At 30.0% G+C, this 24,776-nt stretch carries 31 protein-coding genes; 14 read left to right on the top strand and 17 right to left on the bottom strand.

Translation table 11 applies throughout. The features are described from left to right. Positions 1 to 164 precede the first annotated feature (164 nt). Both kdsB and ACIQ16_RS07885 read right to left on the bottom strand, forming a co-directional pair. Positions 165 to 890, bottom strand: coding sequence for a 3-deoxy-manno-octulosonate cytidylyltransferase (gene kdsB, locus ACIQ16_RS07880; protein WP_396150311.1), 726 nt, complete (start codon positions 888 to 890; stop codon positions 165 to 167). Between the two features lie 111 nt (positions 891 to 1,001). After that, entirely contained in the window at positions 1,002 to 2,420 is a 1,419-nt protein-coding gene (locus ACIQ16_RS07885; protein ID WP_396150313.1) for an ATP-dependent RecD-like DNA helicase, read from the bottom strand. Positions 2,421 to 2,528: 108 nt separating this feature from the next. Between ACIQ16_RS07885 and ACIQ16_RS07890 the strand changes: the two genes are divergently transcribed. Both ACIQ16_RS07890 and rsmD read left to right on the top strand, forming a co-directional pair. Then, on the top strand, positions 2,529 to 3,332 hold the full coding sequence (locus ACIQ16_RS07890) for a DUF3822 family protein (protein ID WP_396150315.1): 804 nt from the start codon (positions 2,529 to 2,531) through the stop codon (positions 3,330 to 3,332). Beyond that, the gene (rsmD, locus tag ACIQ16_RS07895; RefSeq protein WP_396150317.1) at positions 3,329 to 3,925 is read left to right on the top strand and encodes a 16S rRNA (guanine(966)-N(2))-methyltransferase RsmD; all 597 of its coding nucleotides are present in this window, start codon (positions 3,329 to 3,331) and stop codon (positions 3,923 to 3,925) included. Before ACIQ16_RS07890 ends, rsmD begins: the two co-directional genes overlap by 4 nt. A gap of 6 nt (positions 3,926 to 3,931) precedes the next feature. Here the strand turns inward: rsmD and pdxH are convergent, their stop codons facing one another. The 10 genes from pdxH to ACIQ16_RS07945 form a co-directional block, all read right to left on the bottom strand. Then, positions 3,932 to 4,573 carry a pyridoxamine 5'-phosphate oxidase gene (gene pdxH, locus ACIQ16_RS07900; RefSeq protein ID WP_396150319.1) on the bottom strand — a complete coding sequence of 214 codons (642 nt, stop codon included), beginning with the start codon at positions 4,571 to 4,573 and terminating at the stop codon, positions 3,932 to 3,934. A gap of 202 nt (positions 4,574 to 4,775) precedes the next feature. Continuing rightward, complete coding sequence (locus tag ACIQ16_RS07905; RefSeq protein ID WP_396150321.1) at positions 4,776 to 5,681, bottom strand: ribonuclease Z; 906 nt, start codon at positions 5,679 to 5,681, stop codon at positions 4,776 to 4,778. 192 nt (positions 5,682 to 5,873) lie between these two features. Next, entirely contained in the window at positions 5,874 to 6,071 is a 198-nt protein-coding gene (locus tag ACIQ16_RS07910; protein ID WP_396150323.1) for a hypothetical protein, read from the bottom strand. An 84-nt stretch (positions 6,072 to 6,155) separates the two neighbouring features. Further along, the gene (locus ACIQ16_RS07915) at positions 6,156 to 6,488 is read right to left on the bottom strand and encodes a ribonuclease Z (protein WP_396150325.1); all 333 of its coding nucleotides are present in this window, start codon (positions 6,486 to 6,488) and stop codon (positions 6,156 to 6,158) included. A gap of 96 nt (positions 6,489 to 6,584) precedes the next feature. Continuing rightward, positions 6,585 to 7,514 (bottom strand): aspartate carbamoyltransferase catalytic subunit, encoded by a 930-nt coding sequence (locus ACIQ16_RS07920; protein WP_396150327.1) that lies wholly within the window; start codon positions 7,512 to 7,514, stop codon positions 6,585 to 6,587. An 87-nt stretch (positions 7,515 to 7,601) separates the two neighbouring features. Next, entirely contained in the window at positions 7,602 to 8,144 is a 543-nt protein-coding gene (gene pyrR / locus ACIQ16_RS07925; protein ID WP_396150377.1) for a bifunctional pyr operon transcriptional regulator/uracil phosphoribosyltransferase PyrR, read from the bottom strand. A gap of 276 nt (positions 8,145 to 8,420) precedes the next feature. After that, positions 8,421 to 9,002: a Maf-like protein gene (locus ACIQ16_RS07930; RefSeq protein ID WP_396150329.1), complete on the bottom strand. Its 582-nt coding sequence runs from the start codon at positions 9,000 to 9,002 to the stop codon at positions 8,421 to 8,423. Further along, entirely contained in the window at positions 8,995 to 9,951 is a 957-nt protein-coding gene (locus tag ACIQ16_RS07935; protein WP_396150331.1) for a geranylgeranylglycerol-phosphate geranylgeranyltransferase, read from the bottom strand. Before ACIQ16_RS07935 ends, ACIQ16_RS07930 begins: the two co-directional genes overlap by 8 nt. A 7-nt stretch (positions 9,952 to 9,958) precedes the next feature. Then, positions 9,959 to 10,486, bottom strand: a complete 528-nt coding sequence (locus ACIQ16_RS07940) for a KdsC family phosphatase (RefSeq protein ID WP_396150334.1) — start codon at positions 10,484 to 10,486, stop codon at positions 9,959 to 9,961. Then, the gene (locus ACIQ16_RS07945; protein WP_396150336.1) at positions 10,470 to 11,219 is read right to left on the bottom strand and encodes a Rossmann-like and DUF2520 domain-containing protein; all 750 of its coding nucleotides are present in this window, start codon (positions 11,217 to 11,219) and stop codon (positions 10,470 to 10,472) included. Before ACIQ16_RS07945 ends, ACIQ16_RS07940 begins: the two co-directional genes overlap by 17 nt. Positions 11,220 to 11,439: 220 nt before the next feature. Between ACIQ16_RS07945 and yaaA the strand changes: the two genes are divergently transcribed. After that, on the top strand, positions 11,440 to 12,198 hold the full coding sequence (yaaA, locus tag ACIQ16_RS07950; RefSeq protein WP_396150338.1) for a peroxide stress protein YaaA: 759 nt from the start codon (positions 11,440 to 11,442) through the stop codon (positions 12,196 to 12,198). On the opposite strand, the gene ACIQ16_RS07955 is transcribed toward yaaA, so the two are convergent. Further along, positions 12,199 to 12,762 carry an anthranilate synthase component II gene (locus ACIQ16_RS07955; RefSeq protein ID WP_396150340.1) on the bottom strand — a complete coding sequence of 188 codons (564 nt, stop codon included), beginning with the start codon at positions 12,760 to 12,762 and terminating at the stop codon, positions 12,199 to 12,201. It lies immediately after the preceding gene. Between the two features lie 54 nt (positions 12,763 to 12,816). Between ACIQ16_RS07955 and ACIQ16_RS07960 the strand changes: the two genes are divergently transcribed. Further along, positions 12,817 to 13,371 carry a Smr/MutS family protein gene (locus tag ACIQ16_RS07960; RefSeq protein ID WP_396150342.1) on the top strand — a complete coding sequence of 185 codons (555 nt, stop codon included), beginning with the start codon at positions 12,817 to 12,819 and terminating at the stop codon, positions 13,369 to 13,371. Positions 13,372 to 13,375: 4 nt separating this feature from the next. Continuing rightward, positions 13,376 to 14,497, top strand: a complete 1,122-nt coding sequence (locus ACIQ16_RS07965; protein ID WP_396150344.1) for a cysteine desulfurase family protein — start codon at positions 13,376 to 13,378, stop codon at positions 14,495 to 14,497. A 51-nt stretch (positions 14,498 to 14,548) separates the two neighbouring features. Here the strand turns inward: ACIQ16_RS07965 and ACIQ16_RS07970 are convergent, their stop codons facing one another. Next, on the bottom strand, positions 14,549 to 15,391 hold the full coding sequence (locus tag ACIQ16_RS07970) for a DUF2911 domain-containing protein (protein WP_396150347.1): 843 nt from the start codon (positions 15,389 to 15,391) through the stop codon (positions 14,549 to 14,551). Between the two features lie 137 nt (positions 15,392 to 15,528). Between ACIQ16_RS07970 and ACIQ16_RS07975 the strand changes: the two genes are divergently transcribed. Together ACIQ16_RS07975 and ACIQ16_RS07980 are read left to right on the top strand one after the other, a co-directional pair. Next, positions 15,529 to 15,993 carry a cell division inhibitor gene (locus tag ACIQ16_RS07975; RefSeq protein ID WP_396150349.1) on the top strand — a complete coding sequence of 155 codons (465 nt, stop codon included), beginning with the start codon at positions 15,529 to 15,531 and terminating at the stop codon, positions 15,991 to 15,993. Position 15,994: 1 nt separating this feature from the next. Next, a complete protein-coding gene (locus tag ACIQ16_RS07980) occupies positions 15,995 to 17,284 on the top strand; it encodes a cryptochrome/photolyase family protein (protein WP_396150351.1) in 1,290 nt (429 codons plus the stop codon). A 1-nt stretch (position 17,285) separates the two neighbouring features. Here the strand turns inward: ACIQ16_RS07980 and ACIQ16_RS07985 are convergent, their stop codons facing one another. Beyond that, positions 17,286 to 17,936: an HAD family hydrolase gene (locus tag ACIQ16_RS07985; protein ID WP_396150353.1), complete on the bottom strand. Its 651-nt coding sequence runs from the start codon at positions 17,934 to 17,936 to the stop codon at positions 17,286 to 17,288. Positions 17,937 to 18,022: 86 nt separating this feature from the next. Between ACIQ16_RS07985 and ACIQ16_RS07990 the strand changes: the two genes are divergently transcribed. The 3 genes from ACIQ16_RS07990 to ACIQ16_RS08000 are packed head-to-tail and all read left to right on the top strand — an operon-like array spanning position 18,023 to position 19,604. Next, the gene (locus ACIQ16_RS07990; RefSeq protein WP_396150355.1) at positions 18,023 to 18,565 is read left to right on the top strand and encodes an RNA polymerase sigma factor; all 543 of its coding nucleotides are present in this window, start codon (positions 18,023 to 18,025) and stop codon (positions 18,563 to 18,565) included. 32 nt (positions 18,566 to 18,597) lie between these two features. Continuing rightward, entirely contained in the window at positions 18,598 to 19,056 is a 459-nt protein-coding gene (locus ACIQ16_RS07995; protein ID WP_396150357.1) for a hypothetical protein, read from the top strand. An 8-nt stretch (positions 19,057 to 19,064) separates the two neighbouring features. Then, positions 19,065 to 19,604 carry a hypothetical protein gene (locus tag ACIQ16_RS08000; protein WP_396150359.1) on the top strand — a complete coding sequence of 180 codons (540 nt, stop codon included), beginning with the start codon at positions 19,065 to 19,067 and terminating at the stop codon, positions 19,602 to 19,604. Positions 19,605 to 19,626: 22 nt separating this feature from the next. Here ACIQ16_RS08000 and ACIQ16_RS08005 read toward each other — a convergent pair whose 3' ends face one another. Continuing rightward, entirely contained in the window at positions 19,627 to 20,658 is a 1,032-nt protein-coding gene (locus ACIQ16_RS08005) for an oxidoreductase (RefSeq protein WP_396150361.1), read from the bottom strand. 163 nt (positions 20,659 to 20,821) lie between these two features. On the opposite strand from ACIQ16_RS08005, the gene ACIQ16_RS08010 reads away from it, so the two are divergent. The 4 genes from ACIQ16_RS08010 (at position 20,822) to ACIQ16_RS08025 (ending at position 24,538) form a co-directional block, all read left to right on the top strand. Further along, positions 20,822 to 22,039, top strand: coding sequence for an RsmB/NOP family class I SAM-dependent RNA methyltransferase (locus ACIQ16_RS08010; RefSeq protein WP_396150363.1), 1,218 nt, complete (start codon positions 20,822 to 20,824; stop codon positions 22,037 to 22,039). A gap of 10 nt (positions 22,040 to 22,049) precedes the next feature. Continuing rightward, positions 22,050 to 23,138, top strand: a complete 1,089-nt coding sequence (locus ACIQ16_RS08015; RefSeq protein WP_396150365.1) for an endonuclease — start codon at positions 22,050 to 22,052, stop codon at positions 23,136 to 23,138. A gap of 123 nt (positions 23,139 to 23,261) precedes the next feature. Further along, positions 23,262 to 23,870, top strand: a complete 609-nt coding sequence (locus tag ACIQ16_RS08020; protein ID WP_396150367.1) for a YkgJ family cysteine cluster protein — start codon at positions 23,262 to 23,264, stop codon at positions 23,868 to 23,870. A 71-nt stretch (positions 23,871 to 23,941) separates the two neighbouring features. Further along, the gene (locus ACIQ16_RS08025; protein ID WP_396150369.1) at positions 23,942 to 24,538 is read left to right on the top strand and encodes a YkgJ family cysteine cluster protein; all 597 of its coding nucleotides are present in this window, start codon (positions 23,942 to 23,944) and stop codon (positions 24,536 to 24,538) included. Positions 24,539 to 24,543: 5 nt separating this feature from the next. Here the strand turns inward: ACIQ16_RS08025 and ACIQ16_RS08030 are convergent. Then, positions 24,544 to 24,776: helix-turn-helix domain-containing protein (locus ACIQ16_RS08030; RefSeq protein ID WP_396150371.1), on the bottom strand; the 233-nt coding region annotated here is incomplete at its 5' end.

Consider the following 24,776-nt stretch of genomic DNA (forward strand, 5'->3'; position numbering starts at 1 on the left):
TTTAATTTATTTGACACAAATTTCACAAATTAGCACGAATAAATTTGTGAAAATTTGTGTAATCTGTGTTGAAATTCTTAGCCACGGATTTTAGGATTAACACGGATTAAATTTGTGGTAATTTGTGTAATCTGTGTTGAAATTTTTTTGAAACTGGCAGAATATTATACTAAACGTCTCGCTTTTTCTAAATCTTCAGGTGTGTCAATTCCTATACTTCCGTGAGACGTTTCAATCATTTTAATGCGTTTTCCGTATTCCAAATAACGTAATTGTTCTAGTTTTTCTGAGGCTTCTAAAGACAACATCGGTAATTTAGCAAAGTCTAATAACGCTTGTTTTCTAAATGCATAAATGCCAATATGCTTCATATATCGTACACCCACATTTTCCTCACGTGGAAACGGAATTACCGAACGCGAAAAATACAAAGCAAATCCGTCTTGATCTGTTATAACCTTTACATTATTTGGGTTTTCAATTTCTGATTTATCTTTAATTTCAAACATCAACGAAGCTAAATCTATTTTCTTAGCTGTATCTTGTTTGAAGGCTTCAATAATTTGTTCTAATGGTGGTTTATTGATAAATGGTTCGTCACCTTGCACATTTATAATAATGTCTGCATCAATATATTCAACAGCTTCAGCAATTCGGTCGCTACCACTTTCGTGTTCTTTTATGCTCATTATTGCCTTTCCATTATGCGAAATAATTTCGTTATAAATTAAATCTGAATCGGTTACCACAAATACATCGTCAAACAAATTAGTAGCCACAGCTGCTTCATATGTTCTTAAAATAACCGTTTTTCCACCTAAATCTTGCATTAATTTAGCAGGAAATCGTGTAGAAGCATAACGCGCAGGGATGACAGCAATTATTTTCATTGTAAATGGGTTAAAGGTTTTGGGTTAAAGGTTTAGTTTTATTTCTAAAATTAACGTTAAACACCAAATATATATTTAAAAATTTATCTATGTTTCTATGTGTTTTCAAAATTACTCAAAATTTTCATCTTTAAACCCAATTAAATACAACTTTTCTTTAGCTCTTGTTATTGCCGTGTACAGCCAACGAATATAATCTCTATCCACACCATTGGGCAAATAGGGTTTTTCTACAAACACACTACTCCACTGCCCTCCTTGCGATTTATGACACGTAATGGCATAGGAAAATTTTACCTGTAAAGCATTAAAATACGGATTGCTTTTTACTTTTAAAAGTTTCTTGTATTTGTGAATTTCGTCTTCATAATCTTTAGAAACTTCTTGATACAATAAATTCGATTCTTCATACGTTAGCGATGCCGCTTCACTTTCAATGGTATTTAAAAGCAATACGGTTTCAAATGGTGCTTCATTCGGATAATCAATCATTCGGATGGTAACATTGGCAAATTTAAAACCATATAATTCCTGAATATTTCTTATTTTTAAGACTTCAACAATATCGCCATTGGCAATAAAACCAGCTTGTGAAGTTTCATTTAGCCAAAAATAGTTGTTTTTTAATACCATTAACAAATCGCCAGCCGATAAATCACTTTCTTTATCTAAAATACGTTGTCTAATTTGCTGGTTGTACTGATTAGCACGTTTATTAGAACGCACGATGAATGCTGTATCTTCCGTACTATAATTTCGATACGATTGGTGAATGGCGTCTTCTATATCAAATCCATCATCCAATCGAATAATGTCTTTAAACGACTTTAAATTAAACTTGAAATCATCAATAAAATGCGATTTTAAAAGCGCTCGTAATTCGGTAGCATTGCTTAATATTCCTGAATTTTCGGCTTGACGCATTACTTCATCTAATTCAATATGGATAATTTCTTTATCGTAATTCACTTGTAAAGAATGAATATCCAAAGCCGGACTAATATCTGAATTCACCGGTGGTAACTGAGCCGTATCACCGACTAAAATAAGCTTACAATTTTGCCCTGCATCTACATAAAACAATAAATCGTCTAACAAAGAACCATTTTCATACAAACTCGTTTCGTTTGATTGATCCGAAATCATTGAGGCTTCATCAACAATAAATATCGTATCTTTAAATTTATTGGCTTGCATCACAAAACCTAAACCGCCATTTTTATTCTTTTTAGGAAAATAAATACGTTTATGAATGGTAAAAGCGGGTTTTTCAGAATAGGCTGACATCACTTTAGCCGCTCTACCTGTCGGCGCCAGCATCACCGATTTTTTATTGGCTGTTTGTAATTGATTTACTAAAGTTGAAATCACGGTAGTTTTACCCGTTCCGGCATAACCTTTTAAAACAAAAAGCGCATCATTAGAATGAAGCACAAACGCCGCCATTTTTTGGAAGAAAATATCCTGATTTGCAGTGGGCTGAAAAGGAAAATGATCTATTAAAATTTTATAAAATTGCGTTGGCGACATTCATTTTTAGTTTACGAACTTCAAATATAGCAAGGATTTTAAATATAATTTCATTTGAGGGTTTTTAATTCTCGTAAAAAATGTAAATTTGTATTTCAAATAAAAAATATGAATCAGGATATTACTCAAAAAACATATAAAAAGCTTTGCTTTGAGGTGTCATATAGTGACCTTTCTTTTTGTGTTATTGATTTGATTTCGAATAAAATAGTTACTTACAAATCGTATTCTATTAACAAAAACAATGTTTTAGAAGAAGAATTGTGGAAAATATTTGTAGAGAATCCTATTTTAGATGATAAATATGATGATGTTGTGGTGTTGCACAATTCTAATTTAAACACCTTGGTACCTTCTTCTTTGTTTGACCCCAATTATTTAGGAAGTTATTTACAATACAATTCGAAAGTTTTTGAAACCGATTATTTTGCTTTTGATTATTTAGATACGTACGATTTAAATAATGTTTTTATTCCGTACACGAATATAAACAATTATTTATTAGACCATTACGATACGTTTGATTATAAAAATTGCAACTCCATTTTTGTAAAAAAAGCATTAGATTTTTCTAAAAACAAGGATACTAAACAAGTTTGGGTACATTTTCAACACGATAGATTTGAAATTACGGTAACCAAAAACACAAATTTGTTATTGTTTAATACCTTTACTTATAACTCGTTAGAAGATTTTATTTATTTTTTATTGTTCACTTACGAGCAATTACAACTAAATCCTGAAACAATTCCTGTTCAGTTTTTAGGCGATATTTCAGAAGAAAGTGATGCGTTTAAAATTGCATATAAATATATAAGAAACTGTAGTTTATTAGATGTTTCTCATTTAAAATCCGTTTTAGATGTTCCTGAAAGCGACCTATTAAAGCATTTTATTTTATTTCACTCATGAGAATAATATCAGGAAAATATAAAGGTAGACGATTACAAGCACCAAAGAATTTGCCCGTTCGTCCTACTACCGATATGGCCAAAGAAGCTTTATTTAATATTTTAAATAACCATTTTAATTTTGGAGAATTAAAAATATTGGACTTGTTTTCTGGCACAGGTAATATTGCTTATGAATTTGCTTCTCGTGGTGCCACGCCGCTTGTAGCAGTAGATGCAGATATGGGTTGTGTAAATTACATACGAAAAATCGCTACTGAATTTGACTTTGATATCACGCCTATTAAAAGTGATGTTTTTGCATTTTTACAAAAACACAAAGGAAGTTACGACATTATTTTTGCAGACCCACCTTACCATATAGATCAAAAAGATTTTGAAAAAATTCCCGTTTTGATTTTTGAAAATGATATTTTAGACGAAGAAGGCATGCTAATTATTGAACATTCTAAAGATGCGAAATTAGAACATTTGGATAATTTTTCGTTTGCAAGAACCTATGGAGGAACCACTTTTAGCTTTTTTGAATTGGTAAGTGACGAAGACGAATTGGACGCAGTTACTGAAGATGACGAAAATGACGAATCCGAATAAGTATTATTAAGGCGATAAACGATCTATTTTCCAACTGAAATCAGCTTCTAATTTATAACGAATTCTATCGTGTAAACGATTGGCTCTTCCTTGCCAAAATTCTACTTCTACAGGTTTTACTAAAAATCCACCCCAATTTTCTGGTCGTTTTATTTCAGAACCTGAAACTTCTGTTTCTAAGTTTTTTAATTTTTCATCTAAAAAAGTTCTTGATGGAATTACTTCACTTTGATTCGAAACAATTGCTCCCAACTTACTGCCTTCTGGACGAGAATCAAAATAAGTATCTGAAACTTGTGCCGTTGTTTTTTCAGCTATTCCTTTAATGATTACTTGGCGTTCTAATATCGGCCAAAAGAAAGAAATACAAACATTTGGATGTTGTAAAATGGCTTTTCCTTTTTCTGAATTATAATTGGTGTAAAATATAAAACCTTCTTCATTGAATTTTTTTAGTAGTACTACCCTACTTTTTGGAAAACCATCCACACCTATAGAAGAAACCGTCATCGCATTAACTTCTCCATTTTCTTGTTCTTCCGCTTCATAAAACCAGTTATGAAACAATTGAATCGCATCATCAGGAATGGTGTTTTCTAATAACTCGCTCTTTTCGTATGATTTTCTATAATCGGATAAATCTTTCATTTTTTATAGGTAAAAGGTGAAGGGTTTTAGGTTAATGGTTTATTGTTTATTGTTTATTGTTTATTGTTTATTGTTTATTGTTTATTGTTTATTGTTTATTGTTTATTGTTTATTGTTTTGGGTTAAATATTCTTAATACAACACTTTTGTTTTAATTTTTGTGTTTCTCTGTCAATTTTTGTGAATCTCTGTGTAATATATCTTAAAATTCAAATTCCAATCCATCATCTGCAAGTAATACGTTTTCAAAAATTTCATTAGCTTCTGTTCTGAATAATTCAATATTTCCATATCGAGTTGAATAATGTCCTAGTAATAAATGTTTTACGTCTGCTAATTTAGCAATTTTTGCAGCTTGTTTCGCAGTAGTATGCATAGTTTTTTCAGCTAAATGAGATTCGCTTTCTAAAAACGTACTTTCGTGATACAAAACCGTTGTATTTTTAATTAACGGAATTAGATCTTCATTATACAAAGTATCTGAACAAAACGCATAACTTTTAGCTTCTTCAGGATCAAAAGATAATTCTGAATTGGGTATAATTCTTCCATCATCTAAAGTAATATCACCGCCTAATTTTATTTTATTGTAATATAATTTTTCAACATTGTAATTTAAGATGGCATCAATATTCAATTTTCGCTCTGTATTTTTTTCTTCAAATAAATAACCATTGGTGTACACTCTATGTTTTAGAGGTATTGTAGTGACTTTTACTTTTTCATCTTCGTAAATAACTTCACTTTCTTTGGAAGTTAATTCGTGAAAAAATAAATTATAGGAAGTGTAAGCGTTACCTAATTTCAACAGCAATAAAATAGCCTCTTTAATACCTTTTGGACCATAAATGTGCAACTCTTTTTCTCTACCCAATAACATAAAAGTAGAAATTAAGCCGATTAAACCAAAAAAATGGTCGCCATGTAAATGGGAAATGAAAATATGTTCAATTTGCGAAAACTTAATTTTGTGTTTACGCAATTGTACTTGTGTGCCTTCACCGCAATCTATTAAGAACATATGGTTTTTAATCTCTAAAACTTGCGATGTAGGATTGGTTATAGTTCTTGGAGTTGCGGCATAACAGCCCAATATTTTTATTTTCAAAACGAAATTAGTGTTGTTTTTGTTTTTTGTTTTCGTTGTAAATATTCATAGAAAAAAGAAAAATCAAAAGTACATTTGAAATTAATCTAAACCATTCTACTTTATTTTCTTGGTAAGAAATAATAATATTTAACACCAATAAAATAATGGCTAATAGTAGAAAAAACAAATTAAATTTGGCTCTAGTTGTCATTATTTATTGTTTTCTATTTTACTTAATTTGATGATTTGCAGAATCATACTAAATGCTAATAATACATTTGCAGAAATTGCCAAAAGATTATATTCATTGGTTTTTAATCCAGAAAATATAAGCATTGCGCTCATAAAGGTAAATCCAAACAATAAGCCCGTTAAAATGTATATTTTAGTTTGATTGGAAAGTTTCATAATATATATTTTTTACTCTTAAAGCGTTTTTTATTGCTTCAAAATCTTTTAAACATTTAACCTCTTAAACATTTAAACTGTTTTTTAGAATCCTAAGTCGCGTTCAATTTCTTCCATTTCAATAATATCGTGCGCTTCAAGTAACGATGGAACTGTAGTAATTGAAGTTGGAACTTTATTAAAATCAATATCTGTAGCAACAACTACAAAAGATTTTTTGTTTTTTTTATGTGCTTTTGCTAAATCTAAAAATTGCTTTAAGTTGCTTATTTCAAATGACTTATCGTGTGTGATATCAATTATTAAATTAACTGATATAAACGAGTTGTATTGTGTAGTTAATTTTTTTAAAAACACTTCAAAACTACTTTCAGTATCTTTAATTATGGTAGTATGACCTTTCTGTTCTACTTTCATATTTGAAAAGTTTATGAGTTTAAATGGTTAAAAGGTTAAAAGGTTTTGTGTGAATTTGATTCTTCCTACTTCAATCTCCCTACTCCCAACTTTAAATTAATTTTTAATCTTACTCGCTAATAAATAAATAACTGCCATTCGCACCGCTACCCCATTTTCTACTTGATCTAAAATAACGGAATGATTTCCATCAGCTACATCAGAAGTAATTTCTACCCCACGGTTTATAGGTCCTGGATGCATAACTACAATTTCTTTATTCAGGTTATTTAATATTTCATTTGTTAGTCCAAATTGCTGTGTATATTCTCGTGTATTTGGAAAATAACTTACATCCAGTCTTTCATTCTGTACACGTAACATATTCGCTACATCGCACCATTCTAAGGCTTTTATTAAATTGGGTTCGTAAGTAACTCCTAAAGAATTGATATATTGAGGAATCAATGTTTTGGGTCCGCATACTTTTACTTCAGCCCCTTGCATTTGTAAGGCAAAAATATTGGAAAGCGCTACTCTACTGTGTAATATATCACCAACAATAACTATTTTTTTACCAGCTACTTCGCCTAATTTTTCACGAATGGTATAACTATCTAATAAAGCTTGTGTGGGGTGTTCGTGTGCGCCATCACCAGCATTTACAATACTTGCTTTCACGTGTTGTGCTAAAAAATGTGCCGCTCCTGGCGAACTATGACGCATAACCACCATATCCACTTTCATAGCTAAAATATTATTTACGGTATCAATTAGCGTTTCTCCTTTTTTAACTGAAGATTGTCCTGAAGAAAAACTCACTACATCAGCTGAAAGTCGTTTTTGAGCTAATTCGAAAGATAATTTAGTTCGTGTACTGTTTTCGAAAAAGATGTTAGCAATAGTAATGTCTTGTAAAGAAGGTACTTTTTTTATAGGACGATTGATTACTTCTTTAAACTGATCAGCGGTTTCAAGAATTAAATTAATATCATTGGTATTGATGTACTTTATTCCTAATAAATGATTGACGCTTAATTCTTTCATTTTAAATGTGTTGTTTTAAACTATATTTTGTGTTGCTTTCGAGAGCCTCAAGCAATTGTGACTGAGGATCTCGAAGTCACTTAATTATTAATTTTTTACCTCAATAAAAACGGCGTCTTCACCATCATTTTCAGCCCACTTAACTAACACTTTCTCGTTATTAATAGCATCTACTTGTCGTCCTCTATAATCGGGTTGAATGGGTAAATCACGACTAAATCGTCTATCTATAAGGGTTAAAAGTTCTATTGATTTTGGTCTTCCGAAAGATTGTATTGCAGTCAAAGCTGCACGAATACTTCTACCGGTATATAATACATCATCTATAAAAACGACATTTTTATCTTCCACTAAAAAATCAATTTGCGTTTGATTGGCTTCAAATGGTTTTTCATTTCTACGAAAATCATCTCTAAAGAAAGTAATGTCTAAAAACCCTAATTTTAAATCAGATATTTGATAGTCGTCTTTTAAAATTTGTGATAATCTTTTGGCTAAAAATGAACCTCTGGGCTGAATTCCAATAAGAATAGTAGTAGTGAAATCAAGGTGTTTTTCGATTAATTGACAGGCCAATCGATGTAGTATAATGTTGACTTCTTTTGAATTGAGCAATGTTTTTTGACTCATATTGTGTGTGTTGTGGCTACAAATGTAAGATATTTCAATTACATTATCAAAATCAATTCCAAAAATCATTGTTTTTAAACACGGATTTAAGAAATTTTAAATATTTATATAATTATTTAAATCTGTGTTTTAAAAGTTAAATCTATTTGATTACTTAAAATTTCATTAATTCTTAATCAAAAGCAAATGCAAAAAATCATTTTTTTTAAACACGGATTTTAAAAATTTATATAATTTCCACAATCTGTGTTTTAAAAATAAAATCTAGTTCAAAAATTAAAATTTCATTAATTCTTTATACAATTTGTGAGTTGGCAAGCCCACTACATTGGCATAACTTCCTTCAATTTTCTCAATGGCTACCAATCCAATCCATTCTTGAATGCCATAAGAACCTGCTTTATCAAAGGGTTTGTAATTTTTTAAATAAAATTCAATTTCATCAAGAGATAAATCCGTAAAAGTAACCAAGGTTTCGTCGTGAAAAACCACTTCTTTTTTAGTCGATTTTATGCATACAGAAGTAATCACTTTATGTGTTTTACCAGACATTTCTGTTAACATTCTTAATGCATGCGTAGCGTCGCTAGGTTTTCCTAATGCCTTATTATCCAACCAAACAATAGTATCTGAAGTAATTAAAACTTCGTTATCTTGTAATTCATTTTCAAAAGCACTGGCTTTCAATTTGGCTAAAAAATTAGTTATTTCTTCGGCTTTTAAATGATCGGGGTAAATCTCTTCAATTTCTTTTAACCTTATTTCAAAATCAATCTCTAATTCTTTTAAAAATTGTTGTCTTCTTGGCGAACCTGATGCTAAAATAATTTTATGATTTTTAAATTTATCGTTAAGCATATTGCATAGAAATTAAGATGATTAGCAAAGACAACATAGTAGTAATTTGAACCATTCTCAAAATTCTAATTACCAAAAGGTACTCTTTGTTTAATTCGTATTGAAATAATTTGATTGCAACAAATAACAAAGGCGCAATAATAAATAGTATTAAATATCCTACAGCATACAGATTATGTGCTAAATTTTCAACCAAATAATAAGTTAGATAACTAATAAAAAGGACTAACGAAGCCGTACCTATAATTTTTGCATTTTTAATTCCGAAAGATGTCGCAACAGTTGAAATTCCAAAGGTAGCATCGCCTTTTTCATTTGTAATTGTTTTGATAATTTCTATAGCAAATTGTAATAGGAAAATAAAAATCGCATAATCTGTAAGAATAGAAACTAACGTTTTCATGAAAAATTCATTACCCGCATAAATAGCAGGAAAAATATTGAAAAAACTAATGATAACAATAGATAATGCGGCTACAAATGCCACAATTGCATTTCCTAAAATTGGAATTTGCTTTAATCCATTCGAATAAATATATAATAAAGCCGCGCAAATGACAAATATCGTAGCAAAAGCCGGTTTATTGATAACACGACTTAAATAAAATCCAATTCCAACACCCAAACAAGTAAAAATAAAATACAAATTATAGGCTGTTTTTTCAGAAATATGAGTACCTATAACTACTTCGTTTGGTTTATTGATGTTGTCTGTATCTAAATCAAATATGGCATTAATTATATAACCACCTGCTAAAATTAATAGCGTTGCAAAAATTAATAACACATACTGAAAATTAGATAACGATTGCCAAAGCACTAACGATTGTGGTGCGCCCAAGGCATCTTTAAAATGAATGTGATTCAAAAATCCGTATTTAATTACCAGTTGCATAAAAGCAAACAGTACTAAATTTTCTAATCTAATTAATTTAAAAAAATGTTTCATAATAAATCTAAAAAAACTTAGCATCAAAATCGTCCATCCATTTTCCTTGAACTTTCATTACCTGTTCAATTACATCTCGCACTGCGCCTTTTCCGCCATTTGCGTGAGAAATATATTTGCTTACGCCTTTTATTTCTTGAACGGCATCTTGTGGACACGTGGGTAAACCTACTTTTTGCATCACTAAATAATCAGGAATATCATCGCCCATATATAGAATTTCTTCAGGTTTCAATTGATAGGCATCGCAAATTTCGTAGAACTTTTCAACTTTATTTGGTGCTGCCAAATAGATATCTTTTATTCCTAAATTTTGCAATCTAACACGAACACCTTCGTTACTTCCACCTGAGATAATACAAACAGGATATCCTTTGTCAATAGCAGCTTTCATAGCATAGCCATCTTTAATATTCATTTGACGAAGCAATTGTCCGTCTTCTGAAATATGAACTGTGCCATCAGTTAATACGCCATCGATATCAAAGATAAACGCTTTAATATCATTCATTATTTCTTTATAACTTTTCGCCATTTTGAATAGATTTTGTCAAAATTTTATATATTTCTTTTTGATTTTCGTTCGTAAGAAAATCGATATGTTTTTCAATGGTTTTTTGGTCATTTCTTACAGCGGGTCCCGTTTGTGCTTCACTTGGTGAGAGTGATTTTATCTTTTCAGCCGTTTCTTTAATTAAAGGATGTAAAATTTCAAACGGAATGTTGTTTTCAATACAAATGGTATTGCCAATAGTGTACAAATGATTTGTGAAATTACAAACAAAAACGGCAGAAACGTGAAGTGCTTTACGTTGCTCACTTGATATAGCGTATACATTTTTTGATATAGATTTCGCAACTTTTTCTAAAAAGTTATAATCTGAAACATTTTCTGCTTCTAAACAAATTGGAATTTCAGAAAAATCAACTGCTTTGTTTTTTGTAAAGGTTTGTAACGGATAAAAAACACCTTTATTATTTTTACTATCAAGTAGATTTAAATCAGAACTTCCCGAAGTATGAACCACTAACCTATTTTCAAAAAGTAATTGAGATGAAACACTTGAAATAGCGCTATCTGAAACACAAATAATATAAACATCCGCTTCAGTAATTTTTGAAAAATCAGATGTTTGAAGTGTTTCAGGAAAATCTTTTGATATTGTTCTTGAAAAAACCTGAACTACTTCTATTTCATCAACTTTCGAAAAAGCTTGAAATAAATGAGTAGTCACGTTTCCTGAACCTAAAAGAATTACTTTTATCATGTTGCGAAGATAAACAATCGCAATAACAATATCAAATTTCAATTTTTTAAAAACACAGATTTAAGAAATTTTACGGATTATTATAATTTTAAAATCTGATTGCAAATAGTCAATATAATTAAAACTTAGTTTGGTACGGATTTTAAAAAATTAATATAATTTCTCAAATCTGTGTTGTAAAAAATAATGGTAATGACTAATTTTGAAAAAAATCTGTAAAATGAAAATTGTTATTTCTCCAGCAAAATCTTTAAATTTAGATAAAGAACTTCCTACTTCATTAGTTTCTGAAGGATCGTTTTTAAAACAAGCTGAAACCATTCAGAAAACCTTAAAAAAGAAAAAGCCAAAACAATTAATGGAATTAATGGATATTTCTGAAAAATTAGCAGAATTAAATTGGCAAAGAAATCAAGATTGGCAACTTCCTTTTACGCTAGAAAATGCACGACCAGCAATTTACACCTTTGATGGCGAAGTGTACACAGGTTTAGATGTATATTCGTTACCTGTTGAGAAAGTTACCGTTTTACAAGATAAATTGCGTATTTTATCTGGATTATATGGCGTTTTGAAACCTTTAGATTTAATGCAAGCCTACCGTTTAGAAATGGGTACTTCGATACAAATTGGTACTAAAAAAAATCTATACGAATTTTGGAAAAAATCAGTGACAGATTATTTAAATTCAGAATTAAATAAAGAGGAGTTATTTGTGAATTTAGCCAGTAACGAATATTTTTCTGCTGTTGATGCTAAAAAATTAAAAGTAGCTGTAATCACTCCAGAATTTAAAGATTATAAAGACGGAAAACTTAAAATGATTTCGTTTTTCGCAAAAAAAGCCAGAGGTTTAATGGTACGATACATTATAGATACAAATGCAGAAACTGTTGATGATTTAAAAGGTTTCAACTATGAAGGGTATGCATTTGATAGTAATTTATCAGAAGGAAATAAATTGGTTTTTACACGATAATTAATTATTCAACCAATTTTCTAATATCTTTTTTCCATCAGGAGTCAAGATACTTTCTGGATGAAATTGCACGCCTCGAACATCGTAAACGCTATGTTTTACTGACATAATTTGCTTATTTTCGTCAAGTGAAGTTATAATCAAATTTTGTGGAAAATTGTCATTTGAAATTACCCAAGAATGATATCGACCTACTTCAATTTCATTAGGCAAATTAGTAAAAATAGCATCGTTTTCAATAATCGTAATTTTTGAAGCTACGCCGTGATACACCTTTTCTAAATTGATTAACGTTCCACCGAAAACTTCACCTATAGCTTGTAAACCCAAACAAATCCCCAATATACTTTTTGTTTTGGCATACGTTTGTATGACTTCTTTTAACAAACCCGCTTCGCTAGGAATTCCAGGTCCTGGCGACAAAACTATTTTATCAAAAACTTCTAACTCTTTTAATTCAAATTCATCATTTCTAAAAACAGTAACTGTTGCTCCTAAATCTTCTAAATAGTGGACTAAATTGTAGGTAAAACTATCGTAATTATCTATGACAACTATTTTCAAATTTGAATGTTTTTTAAAGTTATTATTTTACTTTTGTAAAAATATAATTTTTTTATGGAAAGCGCAATGAAAATTGGTGATGTTGTTCAGGTTTTAGATGATAATTTAGAAGGTGTGATTTTACGATTTCAAACGGATAATTCAATTGTTATTGAAACTAAAGACGGTTTTGAGCTTATATACAATAAAAAAGAAGTTATAAAAATCGCAAGTGATGCGCCTAAAATTAATTTTGAGGGCAACCTTTCTAAAGTATTAGCAGAAAAAGAAATTCCTAAAAAACCAGGTTCGGTTTTAACCAAATTGAGCAAAAAAGATCCAATGGTTTTTGAAGTGGATTTGCATTTAGAAAAAATAATTACGGGAAAAAACCAAAATTTAACTAACTTCGATAAATTAAACATTCAACTTGAAGAAGCTAAGCGAGCTATGGATTTTGCAATTTCTAAACGATACAATCGTGTAGTTTTGATCCACGGAGTTGGTGATGGCGTTTTAAAAAGTGAGTTAGAATATTTATTAAGAAGATATGAAAACATAGTAATTCAAGAAGCCAATTATGGAAAATACGGATTGGGTGCTATGGAAGTTTACATTAAGCAAAATTAATTTAATGAAGAAAATATATTTAGATAACGCCGCTACAACGCCTTTAAGACTAGAAGTAATTCAAACGATGATGGATGTTTTGCAAAACGATTTTGGAAACCCATCTTCTACGCATAGTTTTGGTAGAAGCTCGAAATCAATAATTGAAACCTCAAGAAAAACAATTGCGAAATATTTAAACTGTTCTGCTCAAGAAATTATTTTTACTTCAAGTGCTACAGAAGCTACAAATTGGATTTTAAGAGAAATGGTAAAAAATAATGGTGTCAAAAAAATTATTACTAGTAAAATTGAACATCACGCCACATTATATACCGTTTTAAATTTACAAAAGGAATTTGGAATTGAAGTGGAATATATTAAAGTATTACCAAATGGAAATTTAGATTTGTTTGATTTTGAACGCAAATTAAACGAAGAAATTCCAACTTTAGTTACCTTAATGCACGTAAATAATGAAATAGGAACGCAACTAAACATTGATACTGTTTCTTCTATTTGTCAAAAATATAAAGCTGTTTTTCATTGTGATACCGTACAATCAATAGGCAAAACAACAATAGATTTACAAAAGACGCCTTTAGATTTTTTAGTAGCAAGTGCACATAAATTTCACGGACCAAAAGGAATTGGTTTTACTTTTATTAGAAAAAACCAATCTATGCAACCTATGTTTTATGGTGGTGAGCAAGAAAAAGGATTACGCGCTGGTACAGAGGCTGTACATCAAATTGCGGGTTTGGCAAAAGCATTTGAGTTGGCTAACGAACATATGACTGAAGAAACCAAATCAATTTCAGATTTAAAATCATATTGTATTTCTAAATTACAATCTAATTTTGAAGAAATCATAATTAATGGAGAAAATACATTTTATAATATTTTAAATGTATTATTGCCTTTTTCAGAAGAAAAAACCGCGCTAATTTTATTCAATTTAGATATGAAAGGCATTGCGGTTTCCAGAGGAAGTGCTTGCCAAAGTGGTAGCGTAAAACCCTCACACGTTTTGGCTGAATTTTTATCCTCAGATGATATTAAAAAGCCTTCTTTACGAATATCATTTAGTCATTATAACACAAAAGAAGAAATTGATCTTTTAATTGAAATTCTAAAAACCATATAAAAAAAAGCCATTCAAATTGAATGGCTTTTTTATGCTTAAGTAATGTGGAATTTATTTAGACCACAATTCAATACTGTCTTTATTTTGTTTAATATAATCTTCGTTTTTTTCTGCTGTAGCACCTGCTAATGATAATTTTGCAGTTTCAATAGCACCTTTTTTATCGCCTAATTTAAATTGAATTAACGATTTTAATCTGTAATACCAAAACGGAACTTTCTCACCTGATAAAGAAATTGCTTGATTCATCCAAAGTAATGCTTTATTTAAATCAGTATTAGATTGATAATAGTATTGTGCACTTGCATAATAGTCTTTTGCAGAAGGACCATTCATAACGTCTTCAATAGATTTTAAAACGGTTTTTTGAGTAGGCACTTCAATTTTTACTGATACTAAAGTTTTTTCCCAAGACAATTCCAAATTAGCTGCATCAGTTGTTACATTGTTAAAAGAAATAGTAAATGTTTCTACAAGTCGGTTTAAACTTTCTGGTTTCGCTGATGTTTTTAACGCAACTTTATCATCCATCCATTCTTCTGGTAAACCCCAATTATCGGTATCTTTGTAAAATATAATATCCCAAGAATCTGCTTTTGGCGTAGTAAATAATGCATATGTTCCTTTTGATAAAGACTTCCCATTAATTGTAACATCTTGCGAAAAAGTAATAGTTGTGTTTTTATTTGCTCCAGTTCGCCAATTTTTTCCGTAAGGTACTAATTCGCCATATACAGCTCTTCCTTTTGCACTTGGTCTATGATATTCCACACTAATTTGTGTCAAACCAACAGTTTGGTCAACTTTAGATACTGGACTTGCTTGTGGTGTTGCAATCTGTGCACTTATTACTCCTGAAATAAGGAATAAACTAAATAAGATATATTTTTTCATAATTCAAATATTTTTTTGCTAAAATACTATTTTATTTTGTCTTTCAAAGTTAATGAAATAATAAATCTAAATATTTTGTTCAATATTTTATTTATAATGTTAAACAAATGTATATTTGCATAATTAAATTCTAAAAAATGAAAATATACAGATTAGCATCAAAACAAAACTTACCAATTTCTAAAAAAGAAGCTTGGGAATTTTTATCAAGCCCAAAGAATTTAAAAACAATCACACCAGAATATATGAGTTTTGATATTTTGAGCGGTGCAGATAGACCGATGTTTGCTGGACAAATCATTCAATATATTGTTACGCCTTTATTAGGAATTAAAACGACTTGGGTTACCGAAATTACACATGTAGTTGAAGGAGAATATTTTGTAGATGAGCAAAGATTTGGACCTTATGCTCTATGGCATCATAAACATTTTATTAAAGAAATACCAGGTGGCGTGGAAATGGAAGACATTATCGATTATAAAGTTCCAATGGGAATTCTTGGGCAATTGGTACATCCTTTTATTGTAAAACCTAAATTAGATGAGATTTTTGAATACAGAAGAAAAAAATTAATTGAACTTTTTGGCGAATTTAAATAATATGACACTTTTTTGGTTTAGAAGAGATTTACGTTTAGAAGACAATACCGCATTGTTTTATGCTTTACAAGACAATGAAACCGTTTTGCCTATTTTTATTTTTGACGAAACCATTTTGCAACATCTTGAAAAAAATGATGCGCGTGTAACTTTCATTCATAATCAGCTGGAAAAAATAAATATAGAACTTGGAAAGATTAACAAGTCACTTGCTGTTTTTTATGGAAAACCAATTGATGTATTTGAAAAACTTATTAAAGAAAACCAAATAAAATCGGTTTATACCAATCACGATTATGAGCCATATGCTCGAAAAAGAGACGTCGCATTAAATGAAGTATTCAAAGAAAATAAAATTGAATTTAAAACCTGTAAAGATCAAGTAATTTTCGAAAAGTCTGAAATCACCAAGGATGATGGTTTGCCGTATGTAGTGTATACTCCGTTTTCAAATAAGTGGAAAGCAAAATTAAAGGAAACTAAACTTGTAAATTATCCTTCAGAAACGTTAATAAAAAATATTACTTCGCATTCCTACCCTTTTTTATCCTTAGCAGATATTGGTTTTGAGACAACTAAAATTGCACTTCCCGAGTATACAATTTCTGAAAAATTAATTTCTGAATATGAAGCTACAAGAAATTTCCCAGCTTTAAAAAACGGAACTTCATTAGTCGGTATTCATTTAAGATTTGGAACTATTAGCATTAGAAAATTAGTGCAACACGCTTTAAAATTTGAAAATGAGACGTTTTTAAAAGAATTAATTTGGCGCGAATTTTTTATGCAAATTTTATGGCATTTTCCTCATACTCAAACCAAAAGTTTCAAACCCAAATACGATGAAATAAAATGGGTAAATGATGAGAAATTATTTAAAAAGTGGTGTGATGGACAAACCGGTTATCCAATGGTGGATGCAGGTATGAGAGAGTTAAATGCTACTGGGCATATGCACAATCGCGTACGAATGGTGGTAGCTAGTTTTTTATGCAAACATTTATTAATTGATTGGCGTTGGGGCGAAACCTATTTTGCTTCTAAATTATTAGATTATGAACAAGCCAGTAATGTTGGGAATTGGCAATGGGCAGCAGGTTCAGGAGTTGATGCCGCACCGTATTTTAGAATATTTAATCCAACCGAGCAAATTAAAAAATTTGATAAAGAACTAAAATATATCAAAAAATGGGTTCCTGATTTGGAAACGCTTCAATATCCAAATCCAATTGTTGATCATAAAGAAGCAAGAGAAAAATGCTTACGCGTGTATAAGGAAGCCGTTGGGTAATTTATTTCAAAATGGTGTTGAAATCTAATTCTTCAAATCGATCAATAACTAAATTAGCCAAGCTGTAATCTTGTTTTTTGGAATTTACACTTCTATATCCTACACAAAAAATTCCAGCTGCATAAGCGGCTTTTATTCCGTTAGTACTGTCTTCAATTACAATACAATTTTCTTTTTTTGATTGCGATAGTCTAACGGCTTCTAAAAAAATTGCTGGATTGGGTTTAGATTGAGGAAAATCTTCACCAGAAACAATGTGCGAGAAATAGGAATGTAATTTAAAACGATTAAAAACGCGATTTATTGTTACTTTAGATGAGGAAGATGCTAAAATTAACTGAATACCATTTTGATGTAATTGTTTAATTAATTCCTCCACCCCTTCTAATAAAAACAAGTCTGCTTTGGTATCGAAAGCATCATTAAATAAACTTCGTTTTTTTTCTACTAAAGTGTGAATATCTTCAGTTACTTCAAAATGATCTTTAATTTTTTGAAACACATTTTTTGTTGAATTTCCTGTAAAAGAAGCATACATTTCTGCAGACACCTCAATACCTAACAACTTAAAATGCTCATAATACGCATAATTATGTACGGGCTCTGTATCCACAATTACACCATCCATATCAAAAATCACAGTTTGTAACATCTTTTTTGTTTTCTTGCGAAATTAAAAAATTAAATGGTAATTAAACCTTTTTGCGTAACTTTAGTCAAATATTAAATTAGATTTCATTGCAAGACGAAAAAAATTTTATAGCACGATTAATTCAAACCAAAACGCAAAACGAAGCGTTTAAAGAATTGGTGCAATGCTATCAAAAACCTTTATATTATCATATTCGAAATATCGTTTTAAATCACGATGATGCGGATGACGTGCTTCAAAATACGTTCATAAAAGTGTTTTCAAATATTGGTAATTTTAAAGGCGAAAGTAAATTGTATTCTTGGATGTATCGAATTGCCACAAATGAATCGCTTACTTTTATTGAGCAGCGAGCAAAAAAACAAGGAATTTCAAATTTAGAATTACAGCAAAAGGCAATATTAAATTTAGAATCAGATGTATATTTTGAAGGAAATGAAATTCAAATAAAACTTCAAAAAGCTATTGCTAATTTGCCTGAAAAACAACAGCTCGTTTTTAAAATGAAGTATTTTGAAGATATGAAATATGAAAATATTAGTGAAATTTTAGATACTTCTGTAGGAGGCTTAAAAGCCAACTATCATCACGCTGTAAAAAAAATTGAAGAATATTTAAAAAACAATTAAACCATTTATAATAAAAGTAGTCTAAATAAATAATGAAAACAGAATTAGAAAATAATAAAATTACTAACGGATTTACTATTCCATCTAACTATTTCGAAACATTTTCAAATGAATTATTCGAAATAATAAATGGTGAAGTAATTACGCAATCGCTTCCTAAATCTACAGGTTTTATTGTGCCTGAAGATTATTTTGAAACAAATGAAGCTGTAGTTTTAAAAACAATTCAATCAAATCAATCAAAAATAATTAATTTAAAATCTACAATTTATAAAGTAAGCGGAATTGCAGCAGTTTTATTACTAACTATTGTTTCTCCCATGTTATACCTTTCAACAGAAACAAAAAATAATGAACTAGTAGAAATGAGTTATTTAGAATTACATTCCAACGAATTAAGTGTATACGAAGTAGGTTCTATGTTAGATGATAAAGAAATAATAGAATTAGAAAATGAACTGATTTACAATAATTTAAATAATATTAATTAAATAATGAAATGAAAAAATTAGTAATACTACTTGCATTTATTTTTAGTTTGAACAATCAAGCACAAGAAAATTCAGAGCAAAAAAAAGCAGAAATAGAAAAACGTAGAGCGCAATTAATTGAAAAAAGAGAAGAATTAATTGCCAATAGAAAAGAAATGCTACAAGAAAAAAAGGATAAAATTAAATCATTAAAAATTGCTTTCATTTCTCAAAAATTAGCACTTACTTCAGAAGAAGCAGAAAAATTTTGGCCTGTTTATAACAAATATGACGAAAAAATAATGGCTTTAAAAGAAGCGCAAATGAAACTTCGAGTTGGTAAAAGAAATAGTTCAGATGAAGAAGCATTAAAAAAAATTGAAGAAGCCGAAGCCATTGAATCTGAGGTAATGCTATTGAAAAAGAAAATGCGCGCAGAATTAATTCCAATTATAACAGCCGAAAAAGTTGTAGCACTTGAGCGTTTAGAGCACGAATTTCATAGAAAAATTTTAGAAAAACTAAAAGGACGTAAGGGCAATCACCCACCACCTCCTCCAAGACGATAGATTCATAATTAATAAGCCATTTTTAATGGCTTATTTTTATTTTAGTTACTTTGTATTTACCTGCTAAATATATATTATTTTCCCCACTGAAACGTAGCGTATAAAAATCGGTATCTTCTAAAATTTTTGTCCACTTTTCTCCAAAATTAGTAGAATAATAAACACCTGAAATGCCACAAGTATATAGCACTTTACCACGACTTTTTGGCATAAATTGCACACAAGATGCATATCCAAAAGCTTTATCTTTTGATACTATTTCCCAAGTTTTTCCGCCATCTTTAGTTATCGCTTTATTGATAGAATTATCTTTTTGGTTTTCGTAATTTCCACCCACAATAATTCCTTTTCTTTTGTTATAAAAATCCATAGAAAAAGCACCTGTCATTGCTTCACCTTGTATAATTGGTGTTTCAAAAACCTGCCAAGTAATTCCTTTGTCTTCACTTGTAAATAACCTAGATTTTGTTCCTCCAGAAATAATATAAATAACGCCATCAACAATTTTTACATTCGTATCACTTGCCGCAAAAGCCGCTTCTCCATCAACTGTTTTTGGTAATTTATTACACGGTATTTTCTTCCAATTTTTTCCTGAATTCTCAGTCAAAAGAATTGATAAGCAATCTTCAGTTGGATCTCCAATAACTATTCCTAATCCTGTTTTAGCATCTATAAACATACTGTCATAAAATACTTTTTCTCCAGTTTCAGTATAAATTAAATTTGACGCACAACTATTTCCAAAAGTATTTAATGCGTACATATTTGCTGGAGTTCCTGCATTTAAAACATATATATTATTATTTGCAAATGCAATACTTCTAAAATCTGTAATTTCTTTCTGTAATTTTACGATTTTAGTTTCTGCTTCGTTTTGGAAACTTATAAATCCTGCTTTACTATTTGTACCTCCAAACCAAACTCCGTTAATCGTAGGGTAAATAGCTCGAATAGAAAGAGAATCTAAAATAATATCTTTTCTTTCTAAAACTTTAAATGTTGATTTACAGGATAAAAAAACAAAAAACACTAACAAGGATAAATATTTCATAAACTACTTATTTTAGGCGAATATACAATTATTCAAAAAATGAAAATCTTTAAATATCTATATTTTTAAAATTTTATTAGTTTAAAACGAGCTATTTATAGCGTGAATCAAAGGTTTTTTTGTTTTTAATTACTATCTTTGCAGGCATTTTTATATATAATACATGAGATTTCACAGAAACATTAGTTTTGCAGTAATAGATGCCTTAATGGCAATTTTTAATGAAGGCGAATATGCCGACAAAGTGGTTGCCAGAGCATTAAAATTAGATAAAAGATGGGGAAGCAGCGACAGAAAATTCGTAGCCGAAACCATTTACGATATAGTAAGATGGAAACGACTTTATGCTGAAATAGCTGAAATTAAAAAAGAACCATTTGATAGAGATAGTATTTGGAGAATGTTTGCAGTTTGGGCTACTTTAAAAGGATATACATTACCAGATTGGAAGTATTTTGAAGGTACACCAGTAAGAAGAATCAAAGGAAAATTTGATGAATTATCTAAAGATAGAAAGTTTAAAGAATCTATTCCTGATTGGATGGACGAAATAGGTGTTAAAGAATTAGGCGAAACAATTTGGTCTAAAGAAATTACTGCTCAAAATGAACCTGCGAAAGTTATTTTACGTACCAATACCATCAGAACAACAAAAGAAGCTTTAAAACAAGAATTACTTCAATTAGATATTCATACAAAAGTACTTCCTGATTATCCTGAAGCTTTAGAATTAGAGGAAAGAGCAAACGTATTTATAACAGACATTTTTAAAAATGGTTTGTTCGAAGTACAAGATGCTTCTTCTCAAATGGTGGCTCATATGTTAGATATTCAACCTGGAATGCGTGTGGTTGATACTTGCGCAGGTGCCGGTGGAAAAACATTACATATGGCTTGTTTAATGCAAAACAAAGGGCAAATTATTGCAATGGATTTGTATGAAAGTAAGTTAAAGCAATTAAAAATTCGTGCCAAAAGAAATGGAATTCATAATATTGAATACCGCGTAATTGACACTACTAAAGTGATAAAGAAACTTCACGGTCAAGCCGATAGAGTGCTAATAGATGCCCCTTGCAGTGGCTTGGGCGTATTAAAAAGAAATCCAGATGCAAAATGGAAACTAAAACCAGAGTTTATAGACAACATTCGTAAAGTTCAAGCAGAAGTTTTAGAAAGCTACGCTCCTATTGTAAAACCTGGAGGAAAATTAGTATATGCTACTTGTAGTGTGTTACCATCTGAAAACCAAGAACAAGTAAAAAAATTCTTAACTACAGAAATAGGTAAGAATTTTACATTTGTACAAGATAAAAAAGTATTAGCTCACGAATCTGGATATGACGGATTTTATATGGCTTTATTAACAAGAAACAATTAAACCCCATAATATGAAGAAATACCTACTTTTACTTTTAGTTGCTCAGTTAAGCTTTGGGCAAGCTGGAGCACCTGCAAATCCTTATTACAATGGAATGAATTGGACGCAAACAGGCATGCCTTTAAAAACGTCTTTATCAACACTAACCATAAACAAACACACGAATCTGCTTCCTTATGTTTGGAATGCCACACAAGCTACAGACCTAGATCCTTCAGATTCAAATAATGTATTGCTAATTTATGGTTTTAGTACTACTACTTGTCCAACTAGTATTTCAGATGGCAATGATCATCGAAAAAGAGATGTTAATTCAAATGGTGGAGGGAATTCTTGTGAATGGAACCGAGAACATGTTTATGCAAAAGCACTAGGTACTCCGGCACTTGATGATAGTGGTTTAAGTGACGCAGGTGAAGATGCACATAATTTAAGATCTTGTGATGTAGATAGAAATGGTAATAGAGGAAATTTAAAATTCGCAACTGGTTCTGGTAATTCAGGAACTGTAACAGGCGGTTGGTATCCTGGAAATGAGTGGAAAGGTGATGTAGCAAGAATGATGATGTATATGTATTTAAGATATCCTACACAATGCTTACCAATTAACGTTGGAACTGGAGCAACTGTTTCAACAGATACAAATATGATTCAATTATTTTTACAATGGAATGCAGAAGATCCAGTTTCTGCTTACGAAGATGATAGAAATACATATCATGGAAATACTTCAAACACGTATGCACAAGGAAATAGAAATCCATTTATTGATAATCCTTATTTAGCAACTGTTATTTGGGGAGGACCTGCGGCTGAAAACAGATGGCCAACAATATTTTTATCATCTCAAAGTTTTTTAGCAGAAAATGCAGTAAGCGTCTATCCAAACCCGACAAATTCTAATGAAATTGAAATTGCTACAGAAGAAGTAATTACTAAATTAACTTTAGTAAGTATTAATGGTCAAATTATTAAAGAAATTGTTAATCCTATTTTGAATCAAAACACATACAAAATAAATGATTTACCACAAGGATTTTATTTTTTACAAATTAACGCTGAAAAAGGAATTCTGACTAAAAAAATTATTGTCAATTAATTTAGTTTTAAATTTTTTATATCAAATCCCTAATTACTTTGTAGTTAGGAATTTTTTTCTTTTTGAAATAAACCCAACTTAAATCAAGTTTAGTCATATTAAAGCGTACATTCGTAAAAAAATATGTCCATTGAAATAAAGGTTGCTGCTGTTGAACATTTGTTTAGTCAATTAGATGTTGAAATAAACACCTTTCAAAATGAAACTAAGTTACATTGTAATGTGGGTTGTGGAAAATGTTGCACGAAATTAGACATTGAAGCCTCTCCATTAGAATTTTTACCTTGGGCGTTTCATATTTTTTTAAATGGTGAAGCAGAAAAAATTCTCGCCGAATTAGAAATAAAAACTTCCACAATTTGCCATATATACAATCCTTTAACCCTATTAGACAAAGTAAACGGAAGTTGTAGTAATTATTCCTATCGCGGATTAATTTGTAGGTTGTTTGGTTATGCAGCAACCAAAGACAAATACGGACAGTTGAGATTAGCCACTTGTAAAATAATTAAAACGGAACAAGTCGAGAATTTCAAAAATGCTTCCAATCTGATTCAGAATGGTCTTCCTGTGCCTATATTTACGGATTACTATATGAATTTATCTCAAATTGATTACCAATTAGGAAATATTATTTTACCAATTAATAAAGCATTAAAATATGCCCTTGAAGAAGTATTGCAGTATTATGCATATCGACCTTTGCCGAATGGATTTAAAAATATTGCTTAGCATTCATTTCATTATTCCTATAAATTGATTTGACAATTCTTTTTTAAACCTTAAATTGGCCGAAAAAAAGAATGTCAATTCAAAAAATGGTGCAGGATATTGAATTGTTGTTCGATACATTAGAAATCGAATTAAACAATTTTACAGCTACAACCCAATTATTTTGCAATAACGGTTGTGGAAAATGCTGTACAAATCCTACTATGGAAGCTTCTCCGTTAGAATTTTTACCTTGGGCATTTCATTTGTTTAAAATTGGTGAAGCAGAAAACACACTTGAAAAACTAAACAATCACTCCAACCCTATTTGTTATAATTATAATCAAACTTCAGAAATAAATTTACATTTAGGAAGTTGTAGTACTTATAAATACCGAGGTTTAGTTTGCAGATTATTTGGATATGGAGCTACCAGAAATAAATTTGCACAACTACGTTTGGCGACTTGTTCTATCATAAAAGACGAACAAACTAATAATTATAACGCAGCAAACGAAGCCATAAATAACGGATTATATGTTCCTGTTTTTACAGATTATTATATGAATTTATCGCAAATAGATTTTCGTCTTGGAAATACATATGTTCACATAAACAAAGCGTTACAAATGGCTTTAGAAGAAGTAATACACTATTATGCGTATAGAGATTTTCCTGAAGTAGAATAAATAAACTAAATTGTTTTTGAGTTTCTATATTTTGATGGTGTCACTCCTTTTTTATTTAAAAAAACCCTATTGAAATAACTCAATGTTTCAAAACCACACTCAAAAGATATTTGGTTAATTGATTTATCTGATTGAACCAATAATCGGCAAGCTTCATTGATTCGTAATTCATTCAAATAATCGGAATACGTTTTACCTGTTGCTTTTTTAAAAAACTTACAAAAATTACTTTCGGTTA

Source organism: Flavobacterium sp., assembly GCF_044360715.1.
GTDB lineage: Bacteria > Bacteroidota > Bacteroidia > Flavobacteriales > Flavobacteriaceae > Flavobacterium.

Coding starts and splice junctions, on each gene's coding strand:
- kdsB (WP_396150311.1), bottom strand. CDS start 890: ATGAAAATAATTGCTGTCATCCCTGCGCGTTATGCTTCTACACGATTT.
- ACIQ16_RS07885 (WP_396150313.1), bottom strand. CDS start 2,420: ATGTCGCCAACGCAATTTTATAAAATTTTAATAGATCATTTTCCTTTT.
- ACIQ16_RS07890 (WP_396150315.1), top strand. CDS start 2,529: ATGAATCAGGATATTACTCAAAAAACATATAAAAAGCTTTGCTTTGAG.
- rsmD (WP_396150317.1), top strand. CDS start 3,329: ATGAGAATAATATCAGGAAAATATAAAGGTAGACGATTACAAGCACCA.
- pdxH (WP_396150319.1), bottom strand. CDS start 4,573: ATGAAAGATTTATCCGATTATAGAAAATCATACGAAAAGAGCGAGTTA.
- ACIQ16_RS07910 (WP_396150323.1), bottom strand. CDS start 6,071: ATGAAACTTTCCAATCAAACTAAAATATACATTTTAACGGGCTTATTG.
- ACIQ16_RS07915 (WP_396150325.1), bottom strand. CDS start 6,488: ATGAAAGTAGAACAGAAAGGTCATACTACCATAATTAAAGATACTGAA.
- ACIQ16_RS07920 (WP_396150327.1), bottom strand. CDS start 7,514: ATGAAAGAATTAAGCGTCAATCATTTATTAGGAATAAAGTACATCAAT.
- pyrR (WP_396150377.1), bottom strand. CDS start 8,144: ATGAGTCAAAAAACATTGCTCAATTCAAAAGAAGTCAACATTATACTA.
- ACIQ16_RS07930 (WP_396150329.1), bottom strand. CDS start 9,002: ATGCTTAACGATAAATTTAAAAATCATAAAATTATTTTAGCATCAGGT.
- ACIQ16_RS07935 (WP_396150331.1), bottom strand. CDS start 9,951: ATGAAACATTTTTTTAAATTAATTAGATTAGAAAATTTAGTACTGTTT.
- ACIQ16_RS07940 (WP_396150334.1), bottom strand. CDS start 10,486: ATGGCGAAAAGTTATAAAGAAATAATGAATGATATTAAAGCGTTTATC.
- ACIQ16_RS07945 (WP_396150336.1), bottom strand. CDS start 11,219: ATGATAAAAGTAATTCTTTTAGGTTCAGGAAACGTGACTACTCATTTA.
- yaaA (WP_396150338.1), top strand. CDS start 11,440: ATGAAAATTGTTATTTCTCCAGCAAAATCTTTAAATTTAGATAAAGAA.
- ACIQ16_RS07960 (WP_396150342.1), top strand. CDS start 12,817: ATGGAAAGCGCAATGAAAATTGGTGATGTTGTTCAGGTTTTAGATGAT.
- ACIQ16_RS07965 (WP_396150344.1), top strand. CDS start 13,376: ATGAAGAAAATATATTTAGATAACGCCGCTACAACGCCTTTAAGACTA.
- ACIQ16_RS07970 (WP_396150347.1), bottom strand. CDS start 15,391: ATGAAAAAATATATCTTATTTAGTTTATTCCTTATTTCAGGAGTAATA.
- ACIQ16_RS07975 (WP_396150349.1), top strand. CDS start 15,529: ATGAAAATATACAGATTAGCATCAAAACAAAACTTACCAATTTCTAAA.
- ACIQ16_RS07980 (WP_396150351.1), top strand. CDS start 15,995: ATGACACTTTTTTGGTTTAGAAGAGATTTACGTTTAGAAGACAATACC.
- ACIQ16_RS07985 (WP_396150353.1), bottom strand. CDS start 17,936: ATGTTACAAACTGTGATTTTTGATATGGATGGTGTAATTGTGGATACA.
- ACIQ16_RS07995 (WP_396150357.1), top strand. CDS start 18,598: ATGAAAACAGAATTAGAAAATAATAAAATTACTAACGGATTTACTATT.
- ACIQ16_RS08000 (WP_396150359.1), top strand. CDS start 19,065: ATGAAAAAATTAGTAATACTACTTGCATTTATTTTTAGTTTGAACAAT.
- ACIQ16_RS08005 (WP_396150361.1), bottom strand. CDS start 20,658: ATGAAATATTTATCCTTGTTAGTGTTTTTTGTTTTTTTATCCTGTAAA.
- ACIQ16_RS08010 (WP_396150363.1), top strand. CDS start 20,822: ATGAGATTTCACAGAAACATTAGTTTTGCAGTAATAGATGCCTTAATG.
- ACIQ16_RS08015 (WP_396150365.1), top strand. CDS start 22,050: ATGAAGAAATACCTACTTTTACTTTTAGTTGCTCAGTTAAGCTTTGGG.
- ACIQ16_RS08020 (WP_396150367.1), top strand. CDS start 23,262: ATGTCCATTGAAATAAAGGTTGCTGCTGTTGAACATTTGTTTAGTCAA.
- ACIQ16_RS08025 (WP_396150369.1), top strand. CDS start 23,942: ATGTCAATTCAAAAAATGGTGCAGGATATTGAATTGTTGTTCGATACA.